At 42.2% G+C, this 16,788-nt stretch carries 15 protein-coding genes; 13 read left to right on the top strand and 2 right to left on the bottom strand.

Annotated features, from left to right (window positions below):
- Positions 1 to 137 precede the first annotated feature (137 nt).
- The 3 genes from C6W18_RS12750 to C6W18_RS12740 are packed head-to-tail and all read left to right on the top strand — an operon-like array spanning position 138 to position 3,959.
- The gene (locus C6W18_RS12750; protein ID WP_105927786.1) at positions 138 to 1,655 is read left to right on the top strand and encodes a phytoene desaturase family protein; all 1,518 of its coding nucleotides are present in this window, start codon (positions 138 to 140) and stop codon (positions 1,653 to 1,655) included.
- Complete coding sequence (locus C6W18_RS12745; RefSeq protein ID WP_105927785.1) at positions 1,652 to 3,127, top strand: phytoene desaturase family protein; 1,476 nt, start codon at positions 1,652 to 1,654, stop codon at positions 3,125 to 3,127. The genes C6W18_RS12750 and C6W18_RS12745 overlap by 4 nt, the downstream gene beginning before the upstream one ends.
- Positions 3,120 to 3,959, top strand: coding sequence for a phytoene/squalene synthase family protein (locus C6W18_RS12740; RefSeq protein ID WP_105927784.1), 840 nt, complete (start codon positions 3,120 to 3,122; stop codon positions 3,957 to 3,959). The genes C6W18_RS12745 and C6W18_RS12740 overlap by 8 nt, the downstream gene beginning before the upstream one ends.
- Before the next feature lie 29 nt (positions 3,960 to 3,988).
- Here the strand turns inward: C6W18_RS12740 and C6W18_RS12735 are convergent, their stop codons facing one another.
- The gene (locus tag C6W18_RS12735; RefSeq protein ID WP_105927783.1) at positions 3,989 to 5,365 is read right to left on the bottom strand and encodes an MATE family efflux transporter; all 1,377 of its coding nucleotides are present in this window, start codon (positions 5,363 to 5,365) and stop codon (positions 3,989 to 3,991) included.
- Between the two features lie 113 nt (positions 5,366 to 5,478).
- Here C6W18_RS12735 and C6W18_RS12730 point away from each other — a divergent pair, with 113 nt between their 5' ends.
- From C6W18_RS12730 to C6W18_RS12715, 4 genes are all read left to right on the top strand, one after another.
- Positions 5,479 to 6,345 carry an AraC family transcriptional regulator gene (locus C6W18_RS12730; RefSeq protein ID WP_105927782.1) on the top strand — a complete coding sequence of 289 codons (867 nt, stop codon included), beginning with the start codon at positions 5,479 to 5,481 and terminating at the stop codon, positions 6,343 to 6,345.
- 14 nt (positions 6,346 to 6,359) lie between these two features.
- On the top strand, positions 6,360 to 6,917 hold the full coding sequence (locus tag C6W18_RS12725) for a GNAT family N-acetyltransferase (protein WP_411266074.1): 558 nt from the start codon (positions 6,360 to 6,362) through the stop codon (positions 6,915 to 6,917).
- Between the two features lie 68 nt (positions 6,918 to 6,985).
- Entirely contained in the window at positions 6,986 to 7,252 is a 267-nt protein-coding gene (locus C6W18_RS12720) for a hypothetical protein (protein WP_105927780.1), read from the top strand.
- 31 nt (positions 7,253 to 7,283) lie between these two features.
- On the top strand, positions 7,284 to 7,541 hold the full coding sequence (locus C6W18_RS12715; RefSeq protein ID WP_034324975.1) for a hypothetical protein: 258 nt from the start codon (positions 7,284 to 7,286) through the stop codon (positions 7,539 to 7,541).
- Here the strand turns inward: C6W18_RS12715 and C6W18_RS12710 are convergent.
- On the bottom strand, positions 7,526 to 8,071 hold the full coding sequence (locus C6W18_RS12710; protein ID WP_105927905.1) for a serine O-acetyltransferase: 546 nt from the start codon (positions 8,069 to 8,071) through the stop codon (positions 7,526 to 7,528). The genes C6W18_RS12715 and C6W18_RS12710 overlap by 16 nt on opposite strands.
- Before the next feature lie 384 nt (positions 8,072 to 8,455).
- Here C6W18_RS12710 and C6W18_RS12705 point away from each other — a divergent pair, with 384 nt between their 5' ends.
- The 6 genes from C6W18_RS12705 to C6W18_RS12680 are packed head-to-tail and all read left to right on the top strand — an operon-like array spanning position 8,456 to position 16,766.
- A complete protein-coding gene (locus C6W18_RS12705; protein WP_034324973.1) occupies positions 8,456 to 9,802 on the top strand; it encodes an aspartate aminotransferase family protein in 1,347 nt (448 codons plus the stop codon).
- Complete coding sequence (locus tag C6W18_RS12700) at positions 9,789 to 11,285, top strand: pyridoxal phosphate-dependent decarboxylase family protein (protein ID WP_105927779.1); 1,497 nt, start codon at positions 9,789 to 9,791, stop codon at positions 11,283 to 11,285. Before C6W18_RS12705 ends, C6W18_RS12700 begins: the two co-directional genes overlap by 14 nt.
- On the top strand, positions 11,282 to 13,063 hold the full coding sequence (locus tag C6W18_RS12695; protein ID WP_105927778.1) for an IucA/IucC family protein: 1,782 nt from the start codon (positions 11,282 to 11,284) through the stop codon (positions 13,061 to 13,063). Before C6W18_RS12700 ends, C6W18_RS12695 begins: the two co-directional genes overlap by 4 nt.
- Positions 13,060 to 13,614, top strand: a complete 555-nt coding sequence (locus tag C6W18_RS12690) for a GNAT family N-acetyltransferase (protein ID WP_105927777.1) — start codon at positions 13,060 to 13,062, stop codon at positions 13,612 to 13,614. Before C6W18_RS12695 ends, C6W18_RS12690 begins: the two co-directional genes overlap by 4 nt.
- Positions 13,589 to 14,938, top strand: coding sequence for a lysine N(6)-hydroxylase/L-ornithine N(5)-oxygenase family protein (locus C6W18_RS12685; RefSeq protein ID WP_105927776.1), 1,350 nt, complete (start codon positions 13,589 to 13,591; stop codon positions 14,936 to 14,938). The genes C6W18_RS12690 and C6W18_RS12685 overlap by 26 nt, the downstream gene beginning before the upstream one ends.
- 13 nt (positions 14,939 to 14,951) lie before the next feature.
- Positions 14,952 to 16,766, top strand: a complete 1,815-nt coding sequence (locus C6W18_RS12680; protein ID WP_105927775.1) for an IucA/IucC family protein — start codon at positions 14,952 to 14,954, stop codon at positions 16,764 to 16,766.
- The last annotated feature ends 22 nt before the right edge of the window (positions 16,767 to 16,788 follow it).

Here is a 16,788-nt window from a genome sequence, read left to right as displayed (position 1 = left end):
GCTTTCTTGCACTTGTTGAAAGGAAGCCGGCTTTTTTGATACATAACATGAGACTTTTAGAGCACATCGAAAGTTGATCTAACCTTTCTAATTTGTATAATTAACTTAAAGTGAATTAATTTGGAGGAAAAAGGATAATGAAAATCATTGTGATCGGAGCAGGACCAGGGGGACTTGCGGCAGCTATGATGCTTCAAAGCAAAGGACATGACGTTCATGTATACGAAAAACAGCCCTTTGTTGGCGGACGTAACTCTAAGTTTCAACTTGGTGATTTCACGTTTGATACAGGTCCTACCTTTCTCAGCATGATTCATATTGCAGAGGAGCTGTTCACCTTTGCTGGCAAAAATCTTTATGACTATATCGATGTCATTGAATTAAAAGAAATGTATAGATTAATCTTTCAAGACAAGCAGCTTGATATGATTCGAGACCGAGACGAAATGTACAAACGGTTAGAAGCCTTTGCACCTGGTGAGGGCGAAGGATATGTACGCTTTATGAACGATACAAAGCGCAAAATGGACCGCCTTACGCCAATTTTACAAAGTAAGATGGATCGTTTTCATCATTATTTGCGTCCAAAGGTGATAAGAGCACTTCCGCAGCTTTCGTTAAATAAGAGTTTATATGATGTGCTCTCAGACTATTTCTCGAATGAGTCGGTGAAATATGCATTTACGTTTCAATCAAAGTATTTAGGAATGTCACCATGGGAATGCCCTGGAGCGTTTTCGATTCTTTCGTTTATGGAGCATGATACAGGCGTTTTCCATCCGAAAGGTGGCGTGAATCAGCTGTCAGAAGCGATGGCAAAGGCGGCGGTTGAATCTGGTGCAACCATTCATTTGTCATCTGGCGTCGAAAAGCTGATGACTGAAGGCAGGAAAGTAAAGGGCATTCGCTTAGAATCAGGGGAAGAAGTACACGCAGATGAGGTTGTCGTCAATGGAGACTTTGCATATGTGATGACAAAGCTGGTAGAGCCAGGTTTATTAAAGAAATATAGCGAAAAGAAATTGAAAAAGAAAAAATTCTCATGCTCCACCTTTATGCTTTATTTAGGATTAGATACAATTTATGATGAGCCGCATCATACCATCGTTTTTTCCGATGATTACGCTAAATTTGTCAAAGGGATTACGAAAACGTATGAGCTGCCAGATGACCCGTCCATTTATATTCAAAATGCAAGTGTAACAGATGACTCGCTTGCGCCAAAAGGAAAGTCAGCTCTTTATGTGTTGGCACCCGTTGCCAATAATCAAAGCGGTATTGACTGGGAAGCGCATCAAGATGAATTCAGAGAACTTGTGCTGGACACACTGGAGCGGAAAACCGGCTTTAAGAATATTAGACAGCATATAGAAGTCGAGCGGATGATCACCCCGAAGCATTGGGAGGAAGACCTTTACGTATATGAAGGGGCTACATTTAACCTTGGCCATCAGCTTACGCAAATGATGGTGCTAAGGCCGCACAATGAATTTGATGAATTGAAGCACTGCTGGCTTGTTGGAGGAGGAACGCACCCAGGAAGCGGTTTGCCGACCATTTTAGAATCGGCACGCATCACGACAAATGCGATTCTCTCAAAAGAGAAACATACGCACAAAACGATGCCACATCACGAAAAGGGGAGCGCCTCATGAAGAAACATATATTGATTGCAGGTGGCGGTATTGGCGGAATGATCTCAGCGCTCTATTTAAAAAAAGCTGGACATGATGTCACCCTTGTCGAAAAAAATGAACGGCTTGGCGGTCGGCTTGCTTTTGTACGTGAGAAAGGATATAAAGTAGATGAAGGTCCGACCATTGTCCTACTTCCTGGAATGTTAAAAGGCATTTTACATGAGGTGGGAATTGACGAAACCTCTCTTGATCTTTTGCAGCTTGATCCGCTGTACACGATCCAGTACCAGGATGGAACCTCCTACACGAAGTACTCTGATTCACAGCGACAGTTAGATGAAATCAGACGTGTATTTCCAAAGGAAGATCAAGGGTTTCTGAAATTTATAGAAGACATGACGAATCGGTTTCAAGAAGGGCAGCAAGCTTTTCTAGAGAAATCGTTTCATGAAAAACGAACATTTTTCACAAAAGAAAACATGAAGATTTTGATGAAATTAAAAGCGTACCGAACGGTTCAAAGCGCTCTAAAAAAATACTTCTCAGATGAACGCCTGCGAGATGCATACGCACTTCAAACCCTCTATGTCGGCGGAAACCCATATGAAGCATCTGCTATTTATTCGCTTGTTTCATATAGTGAGCACGCACACGGAATCTACTATTTAAAAGGCGGATATGCCAGTTTAGTAGATATATTGGAGAGACAACTCATTGAGATGGGTGTGAATGTAAGACGAAATGAAGAAGTGACGCAATTGGAGTTTGAGGGCAAACGGGCGGTCAAGGCAAAAGTAAATGATGAACACATAGCAGCTGATGCTTTTGTGATCAACGGGGATTATCCAGCGGCGTTAAAACAGCTTGGTTTAGATGAACAAGACCGGCGTAAATACGTTCCATCCTCTGGCTGCGTGATGGTGTATCTCGGTTTAAATAAGGTGTACCATGAAGCACCTGTTCATCAATTTTTTATGGGAGAACACTTTGATCAGCATATGAAAGAGGTTTTTCAAACGAAAACAGTCCCTCAAGACCCGTCATTTTATACATTTAATCCATCCATCATTGATCCAACTCTTGCCCCAGAAGGCTGTAGTGTCTTGTATATGCTCATTCCTGTTCCTTCAGGAGATCACATCAACTGGGAAGAGGAGACAGACTTTGTGGGAAACATGCTGAATCGTCTTGAGAAAAGAGGCTTTCCGCAATTGCGAGAGTCGATTGTATGGAAAAAGGTAAGAACACCAAATGATTCACTGCGAGAAGGATTGTTTGAGGGAGGCAGCTTTGGACTTGCACCTAATTTGTTTCAATCAGGCGTCTTTCGCCCGCAGGTGAAGGTAGCAGAGACAGACAATCTTTATGCGGTAGGTGCCTCCATTCATCCTGGCGGCGGGGTACCGATCGTCATGCAAAGTGCGAAGCTCATGGCTTCTGTGCTACTAAAAGATTTGAATGACAGAAAGGAAGTGAAGCTAAGTGGTTGATGTGCAAACAGCATTGAAAGTATGTGAAGAGACGATTCAAATCCATTCAAAAACGTTTTATCGCGCCTTTTCTATGCTGCCTAAAAAGAAAAGACAGGCAGTCTGGGCTGTTTATTCCTTTTGCCGGAGAGCGGATGACATTGTAGATGAGTCCCCTTCACCAAAAGAGGAGTTAGCATCCTTTCGGGAGGCGTTTGATCAATTCTTACATGGTGAGGTAGACCGGAATGATCCGATGTGGGTGGCGCTAGAGCATACATTTCAAGAGTTTCGTATGGATGAAGCTCCGTTCCGTGACCTGCTCCATGGACAGGAGATGGATTTAGAGCATCAAAGATACGAAACGTTAGATGAATTGCTCATCTATTCCTATCATGTAGCGAGTACAGTTGGACTCATGCTGCTTCCGATTATTGCTCCCCGTAAAAAGGAACAACTCAAAGAAGCAGCCATTTCGTTAGGGATTGGCATGCAGCTCACCAACATCCTTCGTGATATTGGTGAGGATGCAGCTGAAAGAAATCGCATTTATTTGCCTAAGCAAGTGATGGATCAATTCGGCTATACAGAGCAAGAATTGCAAGAAGGTGTGGTCAATCAAGCATTCCAGCATGTATGGGAGTACATTGCCTTTGAGGCAGAGGCGTACTATGAGGAATTTTTTGACCATCTTCATGAATTTCCACTTTATTCACGTATGCCGGTGAAAGCAGCTGCTCACTTTTATAAAGCCATTTTAGATAAAACAAGAGAAAATGAATACCGCGTCTTTACACAGCGCTCGTTTATTTCAAATCAGGAAAAAGCACTGATTTTAGAAAATATGACGTAATGAAAAAAGGACTGCACCCGCAGTCCTTTTTATGTGGAAGTAAATCGATACTCCGTCCATACCCTTGAACGCCACCGCCTATACATGAAGATGCCTCTTACCCATTCATCCACGATAAAAGATATCCAAACCCCAATCAGGCCCATCTCAAGCTGAATGCCTAATATATAAGCAATCGGAAGCCCGATTCCCCACATTGAAATCATCGCCATATACACTGGGAACTTCGCGTCACCAGCAGCCCGCAAGGAGTTAATGATGACCATATTAAAAGAACGTCCGGGTTCTAAAATGATCGTCAATAGGAGGAGTAGGCTGGCAATTTGAATAATCTCGCTGTTGCTTGTGAAAAAAGCAAGCAAATGTGTCGATGATAAAGATAAAACAGTGGAAGAAAGAAGGGAGATGGCAATGGCCCAGTATAGGCTTTTCATGCATCTGCGATAGGCAGCGTCGAATTCTTTCGCCCCAATATGACGGCCGATTAAAATTTGTGTCCCTTGGCTAATGGCTGCACCAAACAACATAACGAACATCATCAAGTTCTGAGTATATACTTTTGCTGCTAGTGCCTGCGTTCCCATAAATGTAATAAACAGCGTAATGACCATCTGAGAACCGTTATAAGAGAGCTGCTCTCCAGCAGAAGGAATTCCGATTTTTAGCAGCTTTTTTAAATGCGTCCGCTGGATGTGAAACATGTTCTTCATTGAAAACCGTAACCCAATTCGGCGGCGAACAATCAGGATCATCGCAATTAATCCGATGAACCGAGCTAGTGATGTTGAAAGGGCAACACCCATCACACCTAGTACTGGGAAGCCAAACGGACCGAAAATGACCAAATAATTACCGGCAACGTTTAATACATTCATTCCGATGGTGACATACATCGTGTCTCTTGTATATCCATAGCTTTTTAAAATAGCACTATAGGTCATAATGAGCGCTTGAATAAAAGAAAGCAGGCCGACAATTTGTAAAAACACCGTCGCATCTGGCATCAGCTCACTTGATAATCCCATCATGTGTAAGATTGGAACAGCTAACACAAACATGAGGAGACTAATGACAAAGCTAATCAGAAAGTTTGTTCCTAGTGAAACATATGCGACTTGAGTCGCTTCCTGCTCACGATTGCCTCCTAAAAGCTGAGCAATCACAATCGTCGTCCCTGTTGTAATAAAGCTGAACATGACAATCAACAAATTAAGAAGCTGGTTGCTTACACCTACTGCGGCAACGCTGCTATCGGAGTATTGACTGAGCATGAGTGTATCCGCACTTCCCATGAGCATATATAAAGAGATTTCGATAAAAATAGGCCAAGTTAACGCAAATAATGAAGGATGGGATCTTTCATTTTTAGCTTGAACCTTTTGAAATGGCAGTGTTTGAGGTTTCATCAAATAGCCTCCTTTTGTATAAATCCGATTTATAGTGTACCTTGCATCGACTATAATAAGAAGAGATGAAACCGAAATTTATTGGAGAAATCCGACTTCATAAGGGGATGAATATGAATCCATTTATTACATTTACTGTACCTCCGTTTCCGGATTATATTGCTTCAGGCAAAGGCGTATTTCGTCAAGGAGAAAGACATATTTCTAGAATCTTCACTGTATTTGATCTTCTCTATGTCACAAAGGGTGAACTGTGGATAACTGAGGACGAGGCGGCTCATCACGTAAAAGAAGGAGAATATATCATTCTATCACCAGGCCTGTCTCACGGCGGACATCTGCCATGCGAAGAAGAAACCCATTATGAGTGGCTGCATTTCTCAATTGATCCATTTGAGTTTACGAATCGGCCGAGAGAACACTGGTTTGATATGAAACAAAATCAAGCCACCTTTGAAAAACCCGCAAAATATGAGTTTAGCCTTCCCCGTCAAGGAAAAGTAAAAGGAAGAAGTGTGTTAGAGAAGCACCTTTCAGCGATGAGAGCATTGAATGATGATGCGTCTGAACTTCCGCTAAAAAAACAGCTTCAATTTGAAGAGCTGCTCATTCATTTACAAAAAGAAGCATTTCATATTCCAAATGCAAAGGAGACCGTCGCATCAGAAGTGGTTCACTATCTCGAGCGCCATTTTATGAAAAAAATACAAATGGAGCAGCTAGCAGAGAAGCTTCATTATCATCCTGATTACATCACAAGATGCATGCAGACGGTGTATGGACTGACTCCAAACCAGTACATCAATCGTCTCAAAATCGAAAAAGCCAAAAGCCTGCTTGCCTCAACGAATGAAAAAATAGCGGCCATTGCAGAACGTGTAGGTGTTGACGACCCTACTTATTTTTCTAAGCTGTTTCGGCAAAATGAAGGCATGCCGCCTATCCAATACCGTCATCTAGCAAGAAGGACGACAAAGTAAAGGAACGTGAAATGATGAAAAGGAAAAAAGAGCATGTGAGCATACGTCCATTAGACGAAACTGATCTAGAGGTCGTGTGGCATTTAAAGTTTAAAGCATCAGACCAGTCCTATCGAAAGTGGAATGCACCTTATTTTCATGAACACGAGATCCCGCTTGCTGCATTTAAGAAACGATATGTACAGGATGACGCCATTCCGCCAAAGCTATATGGCATTGTCATAGGTGGCGAATTGAAGGGCACCGTTTCTTATTATTGGGAGAATGAACGAACACGCTGGCTTGAATGCGGGATTCTTATTTATGACTCACGTTTTTGGAATGGAGGAGTTGGAACAAAGGCGTTAAATCTATGGATAAATGAGTTATTTTCACACATTGATATCCCGCGAATCGGTCTCACCACCTGGTCTGGGAATGAACGGATGATGCGGTGCGCGGAGAAATGCGGGTTTACCCTTGAGGGAAGACTGCGAAAGGTCCGTTACTACCAAGGAGAGTATTATGATTCTATGCGTTACGGGATGCTGAGAGAGGAATGGCAAAGCCTTCTGCAACATTCAACTGAATAATTCCTTTTCTTTTTAGTACAAAAGTAGCGTATGATTGAATAAACTAAAAAAGAAGGGTGGCGAATGAGTTGCGCTGGATTACCGGATGGTTTGTGTCGATTATAGTGGCCGTTTACCTATTTGTAGATGCACCTAAACATGGGAAGAATAAATGGCTGTGGGCGATTTTAGGCCTTTTATTCGGGCTCTTTACATTTGGAATATACCTCATCAAAACAGGGAGAAAAGGATTGGGCTGGACGGTTCTGATCGTGTCCATTATCATCTATTCTATTTTCATTCTAGTCTATGTCTTTTACTTCTTATTGCTGATTATCGGATACTCAAACGCATAGAAAGCGCGTGTACATAAGGGGGAGTTTGATCTTGAGAATCACGGGTTTATTCGTTTCACTTGCTGTTGCCATTTATTTATGGTTTGATGCTCCAAAGCATGACAAAGACAAATGGCTGTGGGCGATTTTAGGCGTGCTATTTAGTACAATCGTTCTTGGTATTTACTTGATCAAGACAGAGAGGAAGGGGCTCGGCTGGACAATTCTCATTTTAACAATCTTGTTTTATCTCATGTTGCTGATCTCTGTTTTGATCGGTGTTCTTCTTTTTTATCAGAGTCCTTCATGAAGAAGGGCTTTTTCTTTTACCTTTTGAGCAGGCACACCTGCAATGACAATCTGCTCTTCATGAAAGGAACGATTCACCACTGCATTTGCTCCGATTGAAATATGATTCGCAATATAGATATTTCCAAACAGCTTAGCACCAGGGCCAATCCATACATGATCTCCTATAGTTGGTACATCATTTTCATGATGGTTTTGACCGATATTCACTCCTTGATGAATATCACAAAATGCCCCGATTTTTGCATGCTTGTTCACAATTAAAAGACCAGTATGATTGATTCTGAGCCCAGGGCCAAAGACGCCAATCGGAATATCAAAGCCAAGCTGCATGCCTTTCTTTTTATGTAAATAGCGGTAAAACCATTTGCATAACGTGGCACCGCGATTTGTATAGTATTCATATTTTCGTAAATACCTTTGATATTTCCATATATCATCACCAAACCACTTTGGTCTTCTGCGCGTGATGGCTAATGCTTTCTTATCCTGAGCCAAGTAGTGGTGAAGATCATGCTTCGTTACAATCATCAGATATCCCTCGATTCCCTTTCGTTTCAGAGAAATTATACCATTATAACCATTTATTTCAATAAAAATGACGATATCTCTTTGTTTTTCTACATTCATTTCATCCGGCTTTCTATATAAAATAAGCACTCAGTGAGAAGTAGAACAAAAGAACCAGGAAGAATGATTTGTAATTTTTTTCAACCTGTTTCACGATCAAGCGTTTCATCTCTTTACAGCAGTAGATGTTTGTAAAAAATACACGAAAATACTCGTAGAAAAGAGAAAATTGCATTCATATGATTTTCGAATCATCTTTTTGAATACAATTGACTTTCATATCGCATATCCTCTAGTCTAGTAAATGAAAATGATAATCTTTATCAATTGGAGGAGTGTTTTATTATGTCCATCAAAACCGTTTCTAAAAATCAGCAGTTTTTAGAGCAGCAAAATCAAAGAGAATCTAATGCAAGATCTTACCCGAGACGGTTCCCATTAGCCATGCAAAAAGCCGAAGGTATGATCGTGACAGATGCGGATGGCAGAGAGTTTTATGACTGTCTAGCAGGCGCAGGAACACTTGCACTTGGGCACAATCATCCCGTTGTTATAGAAGCTATTGAACGTATGCTTCATGAAAAAAGACCATTGCATACGTTGGACATAACCTCAGAAATTAAAGAAGAATTTGTGAATGAGATTTTTTCTCACTTGCCAGAGGAGTTTGCAAAAAGAGCAAAAATTCAATTTTGTGGACCAACTGGTGGTGATGCGATAGAAGCAGCCATTAAACTAGTCAAGACCGCGACGGGAAATCGTTCGATTCTCTCATTCCACGGGGCTTATCATGGTGCGACACATGGCACGATGTCATTAAGCGGCAACTTATCTCCAAAGGAAAGAGTGCAAGGTTTAATGCCAGACGTTCATTTCCTGCCTTATCCATATGAATACCGCTGCCCATTTGGGATTGGTGGTAAAGATTCGCACCGTATTTCCAGCTCTTATATTGAGCGTATATTAAATGATCCTGAAAGTGGTATTCTTCCGCCAGCAGGCATGATCTTTGAAGCCGTGCAAGGCGAGGGCGGCTCCATACCAGCATCCATTGAATGGATAAAAGAAATGAGACGAATCACAAAAGAAAAAGGAATTCCGCTCATCATCGATGAGGTTCAATCAGGCATTGGCCGAACAGGGAAGATGTTTGCCTTTGAACATGCAGGGATAGTGCCAGATGTCATTGTATTATCAAAAGCAATTGGTGGAAGTCTGCCGCTTTCAGTTGTGATTTATGATAAAGACTTGGATCAATGGAATCCAGGAGCACATATTGGCACATTTAGAGGAAATCAAATGGCGATGGCTGCTGGAACCGCTACGCTTAAATTTATAAAAGAATCCAACCTGCTTGATCATGTAGACCAATTAGGTGATCGTATGCAGGCTCATCTAAAAGATATCCAAAAACAAGTACCAGCTCTTGGTGATGTACGTGGAAGAGGTTTAATGATTGGCGTTGAAGTCGTCAATACAAATGAGAAACAGGATGTGGATGGAAGCTATCCAGCCAATCCAGAGCTAGCCAGTCTCATTCAGAAGAATTGCTTCGATAAAGGCTTAATTGTGGAGACAGGAGGCCGTTTCGGAAGTGTGATTCGATTCTTACCACCGTTGGTCATGACAGAAGAACAGCTTGAAAAAGTCATCGCTATTTTTAAAGAGGCAGTTTACGATGCAATCAACTAAGCCTTCTGTTGATTCATTATTTATTAATCAAAGCCAGCTTGGGAGAGAGTCCTTCCAAGCGGCTCTCCATACATCAATCGACAGCTTACTGGCCCAGTGGCAAAAAGACAATGGACCGTACAGCGGAATATTGCCTGGGAAATTAGCGGCTAGTGTCGAATCGTTATTTCAATTTCAACCGTCTGGAGAATCAATTGATTCTGTCTTTCGAGATATAAAAGAGCACCTTTTGCCGCACTTGGTTGATGTGTCACATCCAAAATGCTTGGCACATCTTCATTGCCCGCCCCTCATTCCTGCACTTGCAGCAGAGGTGATGGTCAGTTCCTTTAACCAATCAATGGATTCCTTCGATCAAAGCGGCATTGCTTCTTTGGTCGAGGAGGAAATCCTAAAGTGGCTATGTGTGAAGTTTTCTTATGGAGATCTAGCAGATGGGACATTTACGAGCGGTGGAACCCAATCTAACTATATGGGACTGCTACTTGCGAGAGATGCATTTTGCGAAAGCACATGGCAATGGAATGTTCAGCAGAAAGGTTTACCGAGCGAAGCTCACCGTATGCGGATTCTCTGCTCTAAGAATGCGCATTTCACTGTGAAAAAGTCAGCATCCCAGCTAGGTTTAGGAGAGCAGGCAGTCGTACTAGTAGAGACAGATGAGCATCACCGAATGGATCTCAATGATTTGAAGCAGAAGCTTGTTGAGTTAAAGGAGCATGATCTGCTGCCATTTGCGGTAGTGGCGACTTGCGGGACAACTGATTTTGGCAGTATTGATCCGGTTCGAAACGTGTATGACATCGTCAAGCCATACGGCCTATGGATTCATGCAGATGCTGCATATGGCGGAGCACTTGTGTTAAGCGAAACCTACCGAAGTAAATTAGACGGTATTGAGCTTGCAGATTCGATCACGATCGACTTTCATAAACAATTTTATCAGCCGATCTCCTGCGGGGCATTTTTGCTAAAGGATAAAAGGCATTTTGGTTTGATTGATTATCATGCAGATTATCTCAATCCGAAGGAAGATGAGCTGGAAGGAATTCTACATCTCGTTAATAAATCTGTCCAAACAACGCGCCGATTTGACGCACTGAAATTACTTCTATCACTTCGTCTTATTGGAGAAGAAGGGTTTGGCGAGATCATAGACCATACGATCCATTTTGCGAAGGATGTGGCTGCGCTCATTGAAAAAAATGCTCACCTTGAAGTGATCAATCCGGAGCCAGAAATCAATGCGGTTGTGTTTCGATTTATAGATGAGAATCGATCGGATGACATCAATAAGGTCATTCATCGCACATTATTCCAAACAGGAACTGCTGTCGTTGCAAAAACAGTAGTGAATGGTCAAACCTGCTTAAAATTCACTTTGTTAAATCCGAGAACGACAATCACACATATCGAGGAAATCCTTTCTGACATCGTTGATATCGGGATCGCTCATATTCAATCCGGGAGGGTACTACGTTGAGTCAATATAAACAAATGGCTGAAAATGCAACCATGCAAAGCTTTTTAAACTGTTTTTTACGTGAAACAGGAATCGATCGATCTGCAAAAAAAGAGACAAAAGCAGATGGCTCACATGTATTCGTGGCAAAACTAGCGAAGCAAGATCTTGAGCTTGTGATTCCGATCAAATATTTTTCACCTGTAGGCCGTCATCTATTTGATTTTCCGATTCGCTTTCGCCCGCAAGGCAGTGAACAAGAGGGGACGATCGTCGATTACACGACACTCGTTGCTTTATGTTCAAAGGAGCTTCTCATTGAATATGGCCGCACAGATGCAGAGGATGAGTTCATGCTTCGCATCATTTTAAGCTGCCGGAATATTGAACGATTCTTAAAGGAGAGAGAAAGTGATCGAACGGCTCTTTCTCAAGCTGATTTTGAGTATATCGAGGCGGAGCAGTCACTTCTCCTTGGACATTTAACGCATCCTACACCAAAGAGCAGACAGGGAATGACAGAAGAGGAGGAAGCGATTTATTCTCCTGAGCTGAAAGGGTCTTTCCAGCTTCATTACTTTAAAGCGCACCATTCTATTGTGCTTCAGGATTCTTCTATTTCACAGTCTGCCGCAAACCTCATGCTAGAGGAGCTCTCACGCCAGGTGCCAGAAGAAAAAGAGAGACTGCATACATTAACAAAAGACGGAGAATATGTCCTTATTCCGATCCACCCGCTACAAGTCAAAGTGGTCATGGAGAAAGCGTTCGTGAAGCGTTATGTGGAGGAAGGAAAACTGACTTATTTAGGGCCGATAGGGTCTGAATACACAGCGACTTCTTCCTTTAGAACCGTTTACCAAAAGGATTCTGCTTACATGCTTAAATTCTCTGTCCCTGTGAAAATTACGAACTCCTTACGTGTGAACAAACAAAAGGAACTTGACCGCGGAGTTGAGATGTCTCGCATTTTAAAAACTGAATTGGGCGTTTCTTTATATGACCAATTCTCTGGATTCCGGGTGATTGAAGATCCAGCGTATCTATCCATTCAAGGAGATGAGGCGGAATCTGGCTTTGAAGTGGTCATTCGTCAAAATCCATTTTTACATCGTGAAAAAGGGGCAAGCTTAATTGCTGGGTTATGTCAGGACCATGCGTATGGAGGAAAATCGAGATTAGCAGGGATCATTCATGACCTTGCAGACGCAGAAGGCCGATCAACTGAGGCTGTCAGCAAAGATTGGTTTAGACAATATTTAACCATTTCGTTAGAGCCGATGCTCTGGCTGTTTGAAACGTATGGTCTTGCACTGGAAGCCCATCAGCAAAATGCCGTGGTGCAGCTGAAGAATGGTTATCCAGACACATTCTATTATCGTGACAACCAAGGCTACTATTATAGTGAATCGAAAAAGGATAAACTCGCAAATCTTGTCCAAAACTTGAGCGTCAGAAGTGAAACCATTTGTGCTGATGATGTAGCTGTTGAGAGACTGCGTTATTATTTCTTCTTTAATCATTTATTTGGTCTTATTAATGGCTTTGGCACAGAGAGGCTGGCAAAGGAAGAGGATTTGTTGGCACTCGTTAGAGACACATTGCTCGCTCATGAAGGGAAATATGGTGCATCAGACCTGACAAACAGCCTTCTCCGCTCAAAGGAACTGCCTTCAAAAGCGAATTTGCTGACAAGGTTTGAAGATATGGATGAGCTGACGGGGTCTCTGGAAACACAGTCTCGTTACACGTCTGTATTGAATCCGCTCTTTTTACATAAGGAGGCACTGATTGGATGAGGCATCGTATTAAGTTCATTCGCGCTGAATATGAAAGGGACGTCCGGCTTGTCCACAAGTGGATGCAAGAAGAGTACGTTCACCCGTTTTGGCATTTGAATATTCCGTTTCCTGCTTTTGAAAAACATTTTTATCAGGCGATTCATGATCCGCATCAGACCCTTTATTTAGGAACAATTGACGGGACGCCGATGAGTTATTTTGAGGCATACAACGTCAAAGGTGATGTGATTGAATCCTACTATCAGCCTTCTCCGCATGATCAAGGAATTCATCTGTTAATAGGGGAGCCAGATTATGTAGGAAAAGGATTTGCTGCGCCGCTGCTTCAGGCGATGACAGCATTTCAATTTGAGCAGAACAAAAGAACAGAAAAAATTGTTGCTGAACCGGATATTCGCAATGAAAAAATGATTCATGTGTTTGAAAAATGCGGCTTCGAACGTGTAAAACCAGTTGCTTTACCAGATAAAACAGGGCTTTTGATGTTTTGTGATCGAGATCGATTTGAAAGGAAGTATAACCATGACATGGTTCAACAAGCAAAATAATGTAGTGGATGTAATTGGGATTGGCATTGGTCCATTTAACCTAGGGCTTGCCGCACTATCTGAAGAAGTAAATGAAATTGACGCTTTGTTTTTTGAAAGAAGTGAAGCCTTTCACTGGCACCCAGGCATGCTCATTGAAGGGACGACACTTCAAGTCCCATTTTTAGCGGACCTAGTCAGCATGGCAGATGTGAAAAGTAAATATAGCTTTCTCAACTATTTGCAGGAGCAAAACCGTTTGTATTCATTTTACTTCCTAGAGGACTTCCATATCCCGCGCAAGGAATATAGCCATTATTGCCGCTGGGTCGCTGACCAATTAGACTCTTGCCGGTTTGGTATGAATGTCGAATCTGTCTCATTGATCGAGAAGGCAGGAGAAAAGCGATATGAAGTGCATGTCCGTGATGTGAAAGATCAAACCATAGAGGTGTTTGAAAGTAAGCATCTCGTCTTAGGAATTGGCACACAGCCGGCGATACCAGTCTCGCTCCAGCCAGCTTTAGGAGATAGGGTGTTTCATTCTGCTGACTATTTAAAACGCAAGAAAGAAGGCTGTTTCAAAGGAAAGTCTGTGACGGTCATCGGTTCTGGTCAAAGTGCGGCAGAAGTGTTTTATGACATTTTATCAGATGATGAGGCGAAGGATATTCAATGGTTCACTCGATCTAAAGGGTTTTTCCCAATGGAATATTCAAACCTTGGTCTTGAGTATTTCTCTCCAGACTACATTGATTTCTTTTATGAACTTCCGCAAACAAAAAAAGATGCCTTATTAAAACAGCAAGACTTGCTGTATAAAGGCATCAGTTCTGCGATGATACGCGATATTTATCACTTGCTTTATGAACGTTCTGCTTGCGGAGAACAGTTGAACACGTTGCTACAAGCGATGACCGAGGTCAACTTGATTGAGGAAACATCGGGTGGCTTGTCGCTTTCCTGTTCTCAATGGGTAAAAGAGGAATCCTTTACACATGAGACAGATATCGTCGTCTTAGCGACGGGCTATCAATCGGTATTGCCGCCGTTTATCGATCCGATTGCCCATCACATTGAGTGGGATGATCAAGGACGATTCCAAGTCGAACGTGAATATCGCCTGAAAACAAACACAATGGGTGAAAATGATATTTTTGTGCAAAATGCAGAGCTTCATACACACGGGGTCGGCGCACCAGATTTAGGGCTTGGGGCTTACCGAAACAGTGTGATTATCAATGAACTTGCCCGTCAAACCGTGTATCCACTATATCAAAAGCACGTCTTCCAGACATTTGGTACACATAAGAACGCAAACACATTTGAAGAAATCAAAGGTTAAGGAGGATGAAGCGATGAATGTACAAGATGAATTGAAAAAAGCGGTGAATCCTGCTGCTTGGAAAAAGGCGAACCAGCGAATGGTGGCAAAAATGCTGTCTGAATACATGTATGAGGATATGCTTCATCCCGTTCAGCTAGATCGTAAGGATGGCATCGCTCAATATGAATTAATCATTCATGAACATAAGAAATATCGCTATCTTGCAAAACCGCGTTTGTTTGATAGCTATGATACGATCGCTGAATCGATCGAGTGCTGTCAAAACGGGAAATGGACAAAGGATGTTAGTGCCATTGTGTTTTTACTAGACATCCAGCCGATCATTCCAATGTCTTCTGACACAACAGGCCATCTCATTAAAGAGCTTCATCATACCCTGCTCGCAGATGTTCATTTGCTGTCGAAGAAGGCACTTCGTGCGGATGAACTGACAGATACAGATTACGCTTGGATTGAAGGAGAAATGACAGGGCATCCTTGGATTGTGTATAACAAAGGGCGCATTGGATTCAGTTACGATGATTACTTAGCCTATGCACCTGAAAGGCAAGAAAGTGTGCAGCTATCTTGGATTGCTGTTCACAAAGAACTTGCGTCATTCCATGCGGTTGAACATGAAAACTATGAACAAGTGATCGCAAAAGAATTAGATGAAGTGACCATTCGTCAATTTCACCGCGTTTTAAAGGATGAAGGGCTGAATGTAGCTGATTATTATTTGATGCCTGTTCATAAGTGGCAGTGGACTCATATGATTATTCAGCATTTCCCTGAAGATTTGGCCTTACGCCGCATTGTGTATGTAGGAGAGGGTCTTGATCAATATATTCCGCAGCAGTCGATCAGAACCTTTACAAACATCTCAAATAAAGGGAAGCATCATATTAAACTGCCAATGAGTATTTTAAACACACTTGTGTACCGAGGACTCCCGTCAGAACGTACAGTCATCGCCCCTCGTATTACAGCACATATTAAAGGGATTGCCGATCAAGACTCATTTTTATCTGACGTATGCCGCGTGATTTTACCAGGCGAGAATGCAAGTATCAATGTTGATCATCCATACTACAGCAAACTGCCTGGTGCGCCGTATCAATATCTTGAAATGCTCGGTGTGATTTTCAGAGAAAGTATTTATACGTACTTAGATGAAGGGGAGAGCCCGGTTACACTGGCGGCACTCACTTATGAGGATCATGAAGGAGAGCCGTATATTAAACAGCTCATTGAAAAATCGGGTCTCTCAGCAAAAGAATGGATGGCGAAATTCTTCCATGTCGTGATGCCACCGCTGCTTCACTTTATGTATCAATACGGTACAGTCTTTTCACCGCACGGGCAAAATACGATTCTTGTGTTAAAAGATCATCAGCCGCATCGTTTGGCGATCAAAGATTTTGTTGATGATGTGAACATTAGTGATCAGCCGCTGCCGGAATTAGCTTCACTAGAAGAAGATTTAAAAGAAGTGCTGCGCAGTGAGCCGCCGGAAGGTCTCGTGCAATTTATCTTTACAGGACTGTTTATTTGTAACCTGCGTTACGTATCAAACGTATTAGACAATCATCAGTTGTTAGATGAAACGACTCTTTGGCGCTTGCTTGCAGAAGAAATTCAGCATTATCAAGAGCAATTCCCGCAGTTAAAGGACCGTTTTGAATTATTTGATCTATTCCAGCCTCAGCTGACAAAGCTTTGCTTAAACCGTAATCGAATGATTGATTATGGCTATGGAGATGGCGACGACCGGCCGCATGCATCAGAGCATGGGAAGGTCACGAATGCACTCGCTCATGTTCTTTCATCCGTTGCCGAGAAGTAAAAAGAAAGCTGTAGACAACCTC

It is taken from the genome of Bacillus sp. LLTC93 (assembly GCF_002993125.1).
Lineage (GTDB): Bacteria > Bacillota > Bacilli > Bacillales > Bacillaceae > Bacillus > Bacillus zhangzhouensis.
The sequence above is the reverse complement of the archived record's forward strand: the minus strand, read 5'-3'. Positions and strand labels throughout refer to the sequence as shown.

What these genes read in the sequence shown, in the direction of transcription:
- C6W18_RS12700 (WP_105927779.1), top strand. Translation starts at nt 9,789, where the DNA reads ATGCAATCAACTAAGCCTTCTGTTGATTCATTATTTATTAATCAAAGC.
- C6W18_RS12735 (WP_105927783.1), bottom strand. Translation starts at nt 5,365, where the DNA reads ATGAAACCTCAAACACTGCCATTTCAAAAGGTTCAAGCTAAAAATGAA.
- C6W18_RS12710 (WP_105927905.1), bottom strand. Translation starts at nt 8,071, where the DNA reads ATGATTGTAACGAAGCATGATCTTCACCACTACTTGGCTCAGGATAAG.
- C6W18_RS12705 (WP_034324973.1), top strand. Translation starts at nt 8,456, where the DNA reads ATGTCCATCAAAACCGTTTCTAAAAATCAGCAGTTTTTAGAGCAGCAA.
- C6W18_RS12725 (WP_411266074.1), top strand. Translation starts at nt 6,360, where the DNA reads ATGAAAAGGAAAAAAGAGCATGTGAGCATACGTCCATTAGACGAAACT.
- C6W18_RS12745 (WP_105927785.1), top strand. Translation starts at nt 1,652, where the DNA reads ATGAAGAAACATATATTGATTGCAGGTGGCGGTATTGGCGGAATGATC.
- C6W18_RS12680 (WP_105927775.1), top strand. Translation starts at nt 14,952, where the DNA reads ATGAATGTACAAGATGAATTGAAAAAAGCGGTGAATCCTGCTGCTTGG.
- C6W18_RS12730 (WP_105927782.1), top strand. Translation starts at nt 5,479, where the DNA reads ATGAATCCATTTATTACATTTACTGTACCTCCGTTTCCGGATTATATT.
- C6W18_RS12750 (WP_105927786.1), top strand. Translation starts at nt 138, where the DNA reads ATGAAAATCATTGTGATCGGAGCAGGACCAGGGGGACTTGCGGCAGCT.
- C6W18_RS12685 (WP_105927776.1), top strand. Translation starts at nt 13,589, where the DNA reads ATGACATGGTTCAACAAGCAAAATAATGTAGTGGATGTAATTGGGATT.
- C6W18_RS12690 (WP_105927777.1), top strand. Translation starts at nt 13,060, where the DNA reads ATGAGGCATCGTATTAAGTTCATTCGCGCTGAATATGAAAGGGACGTC.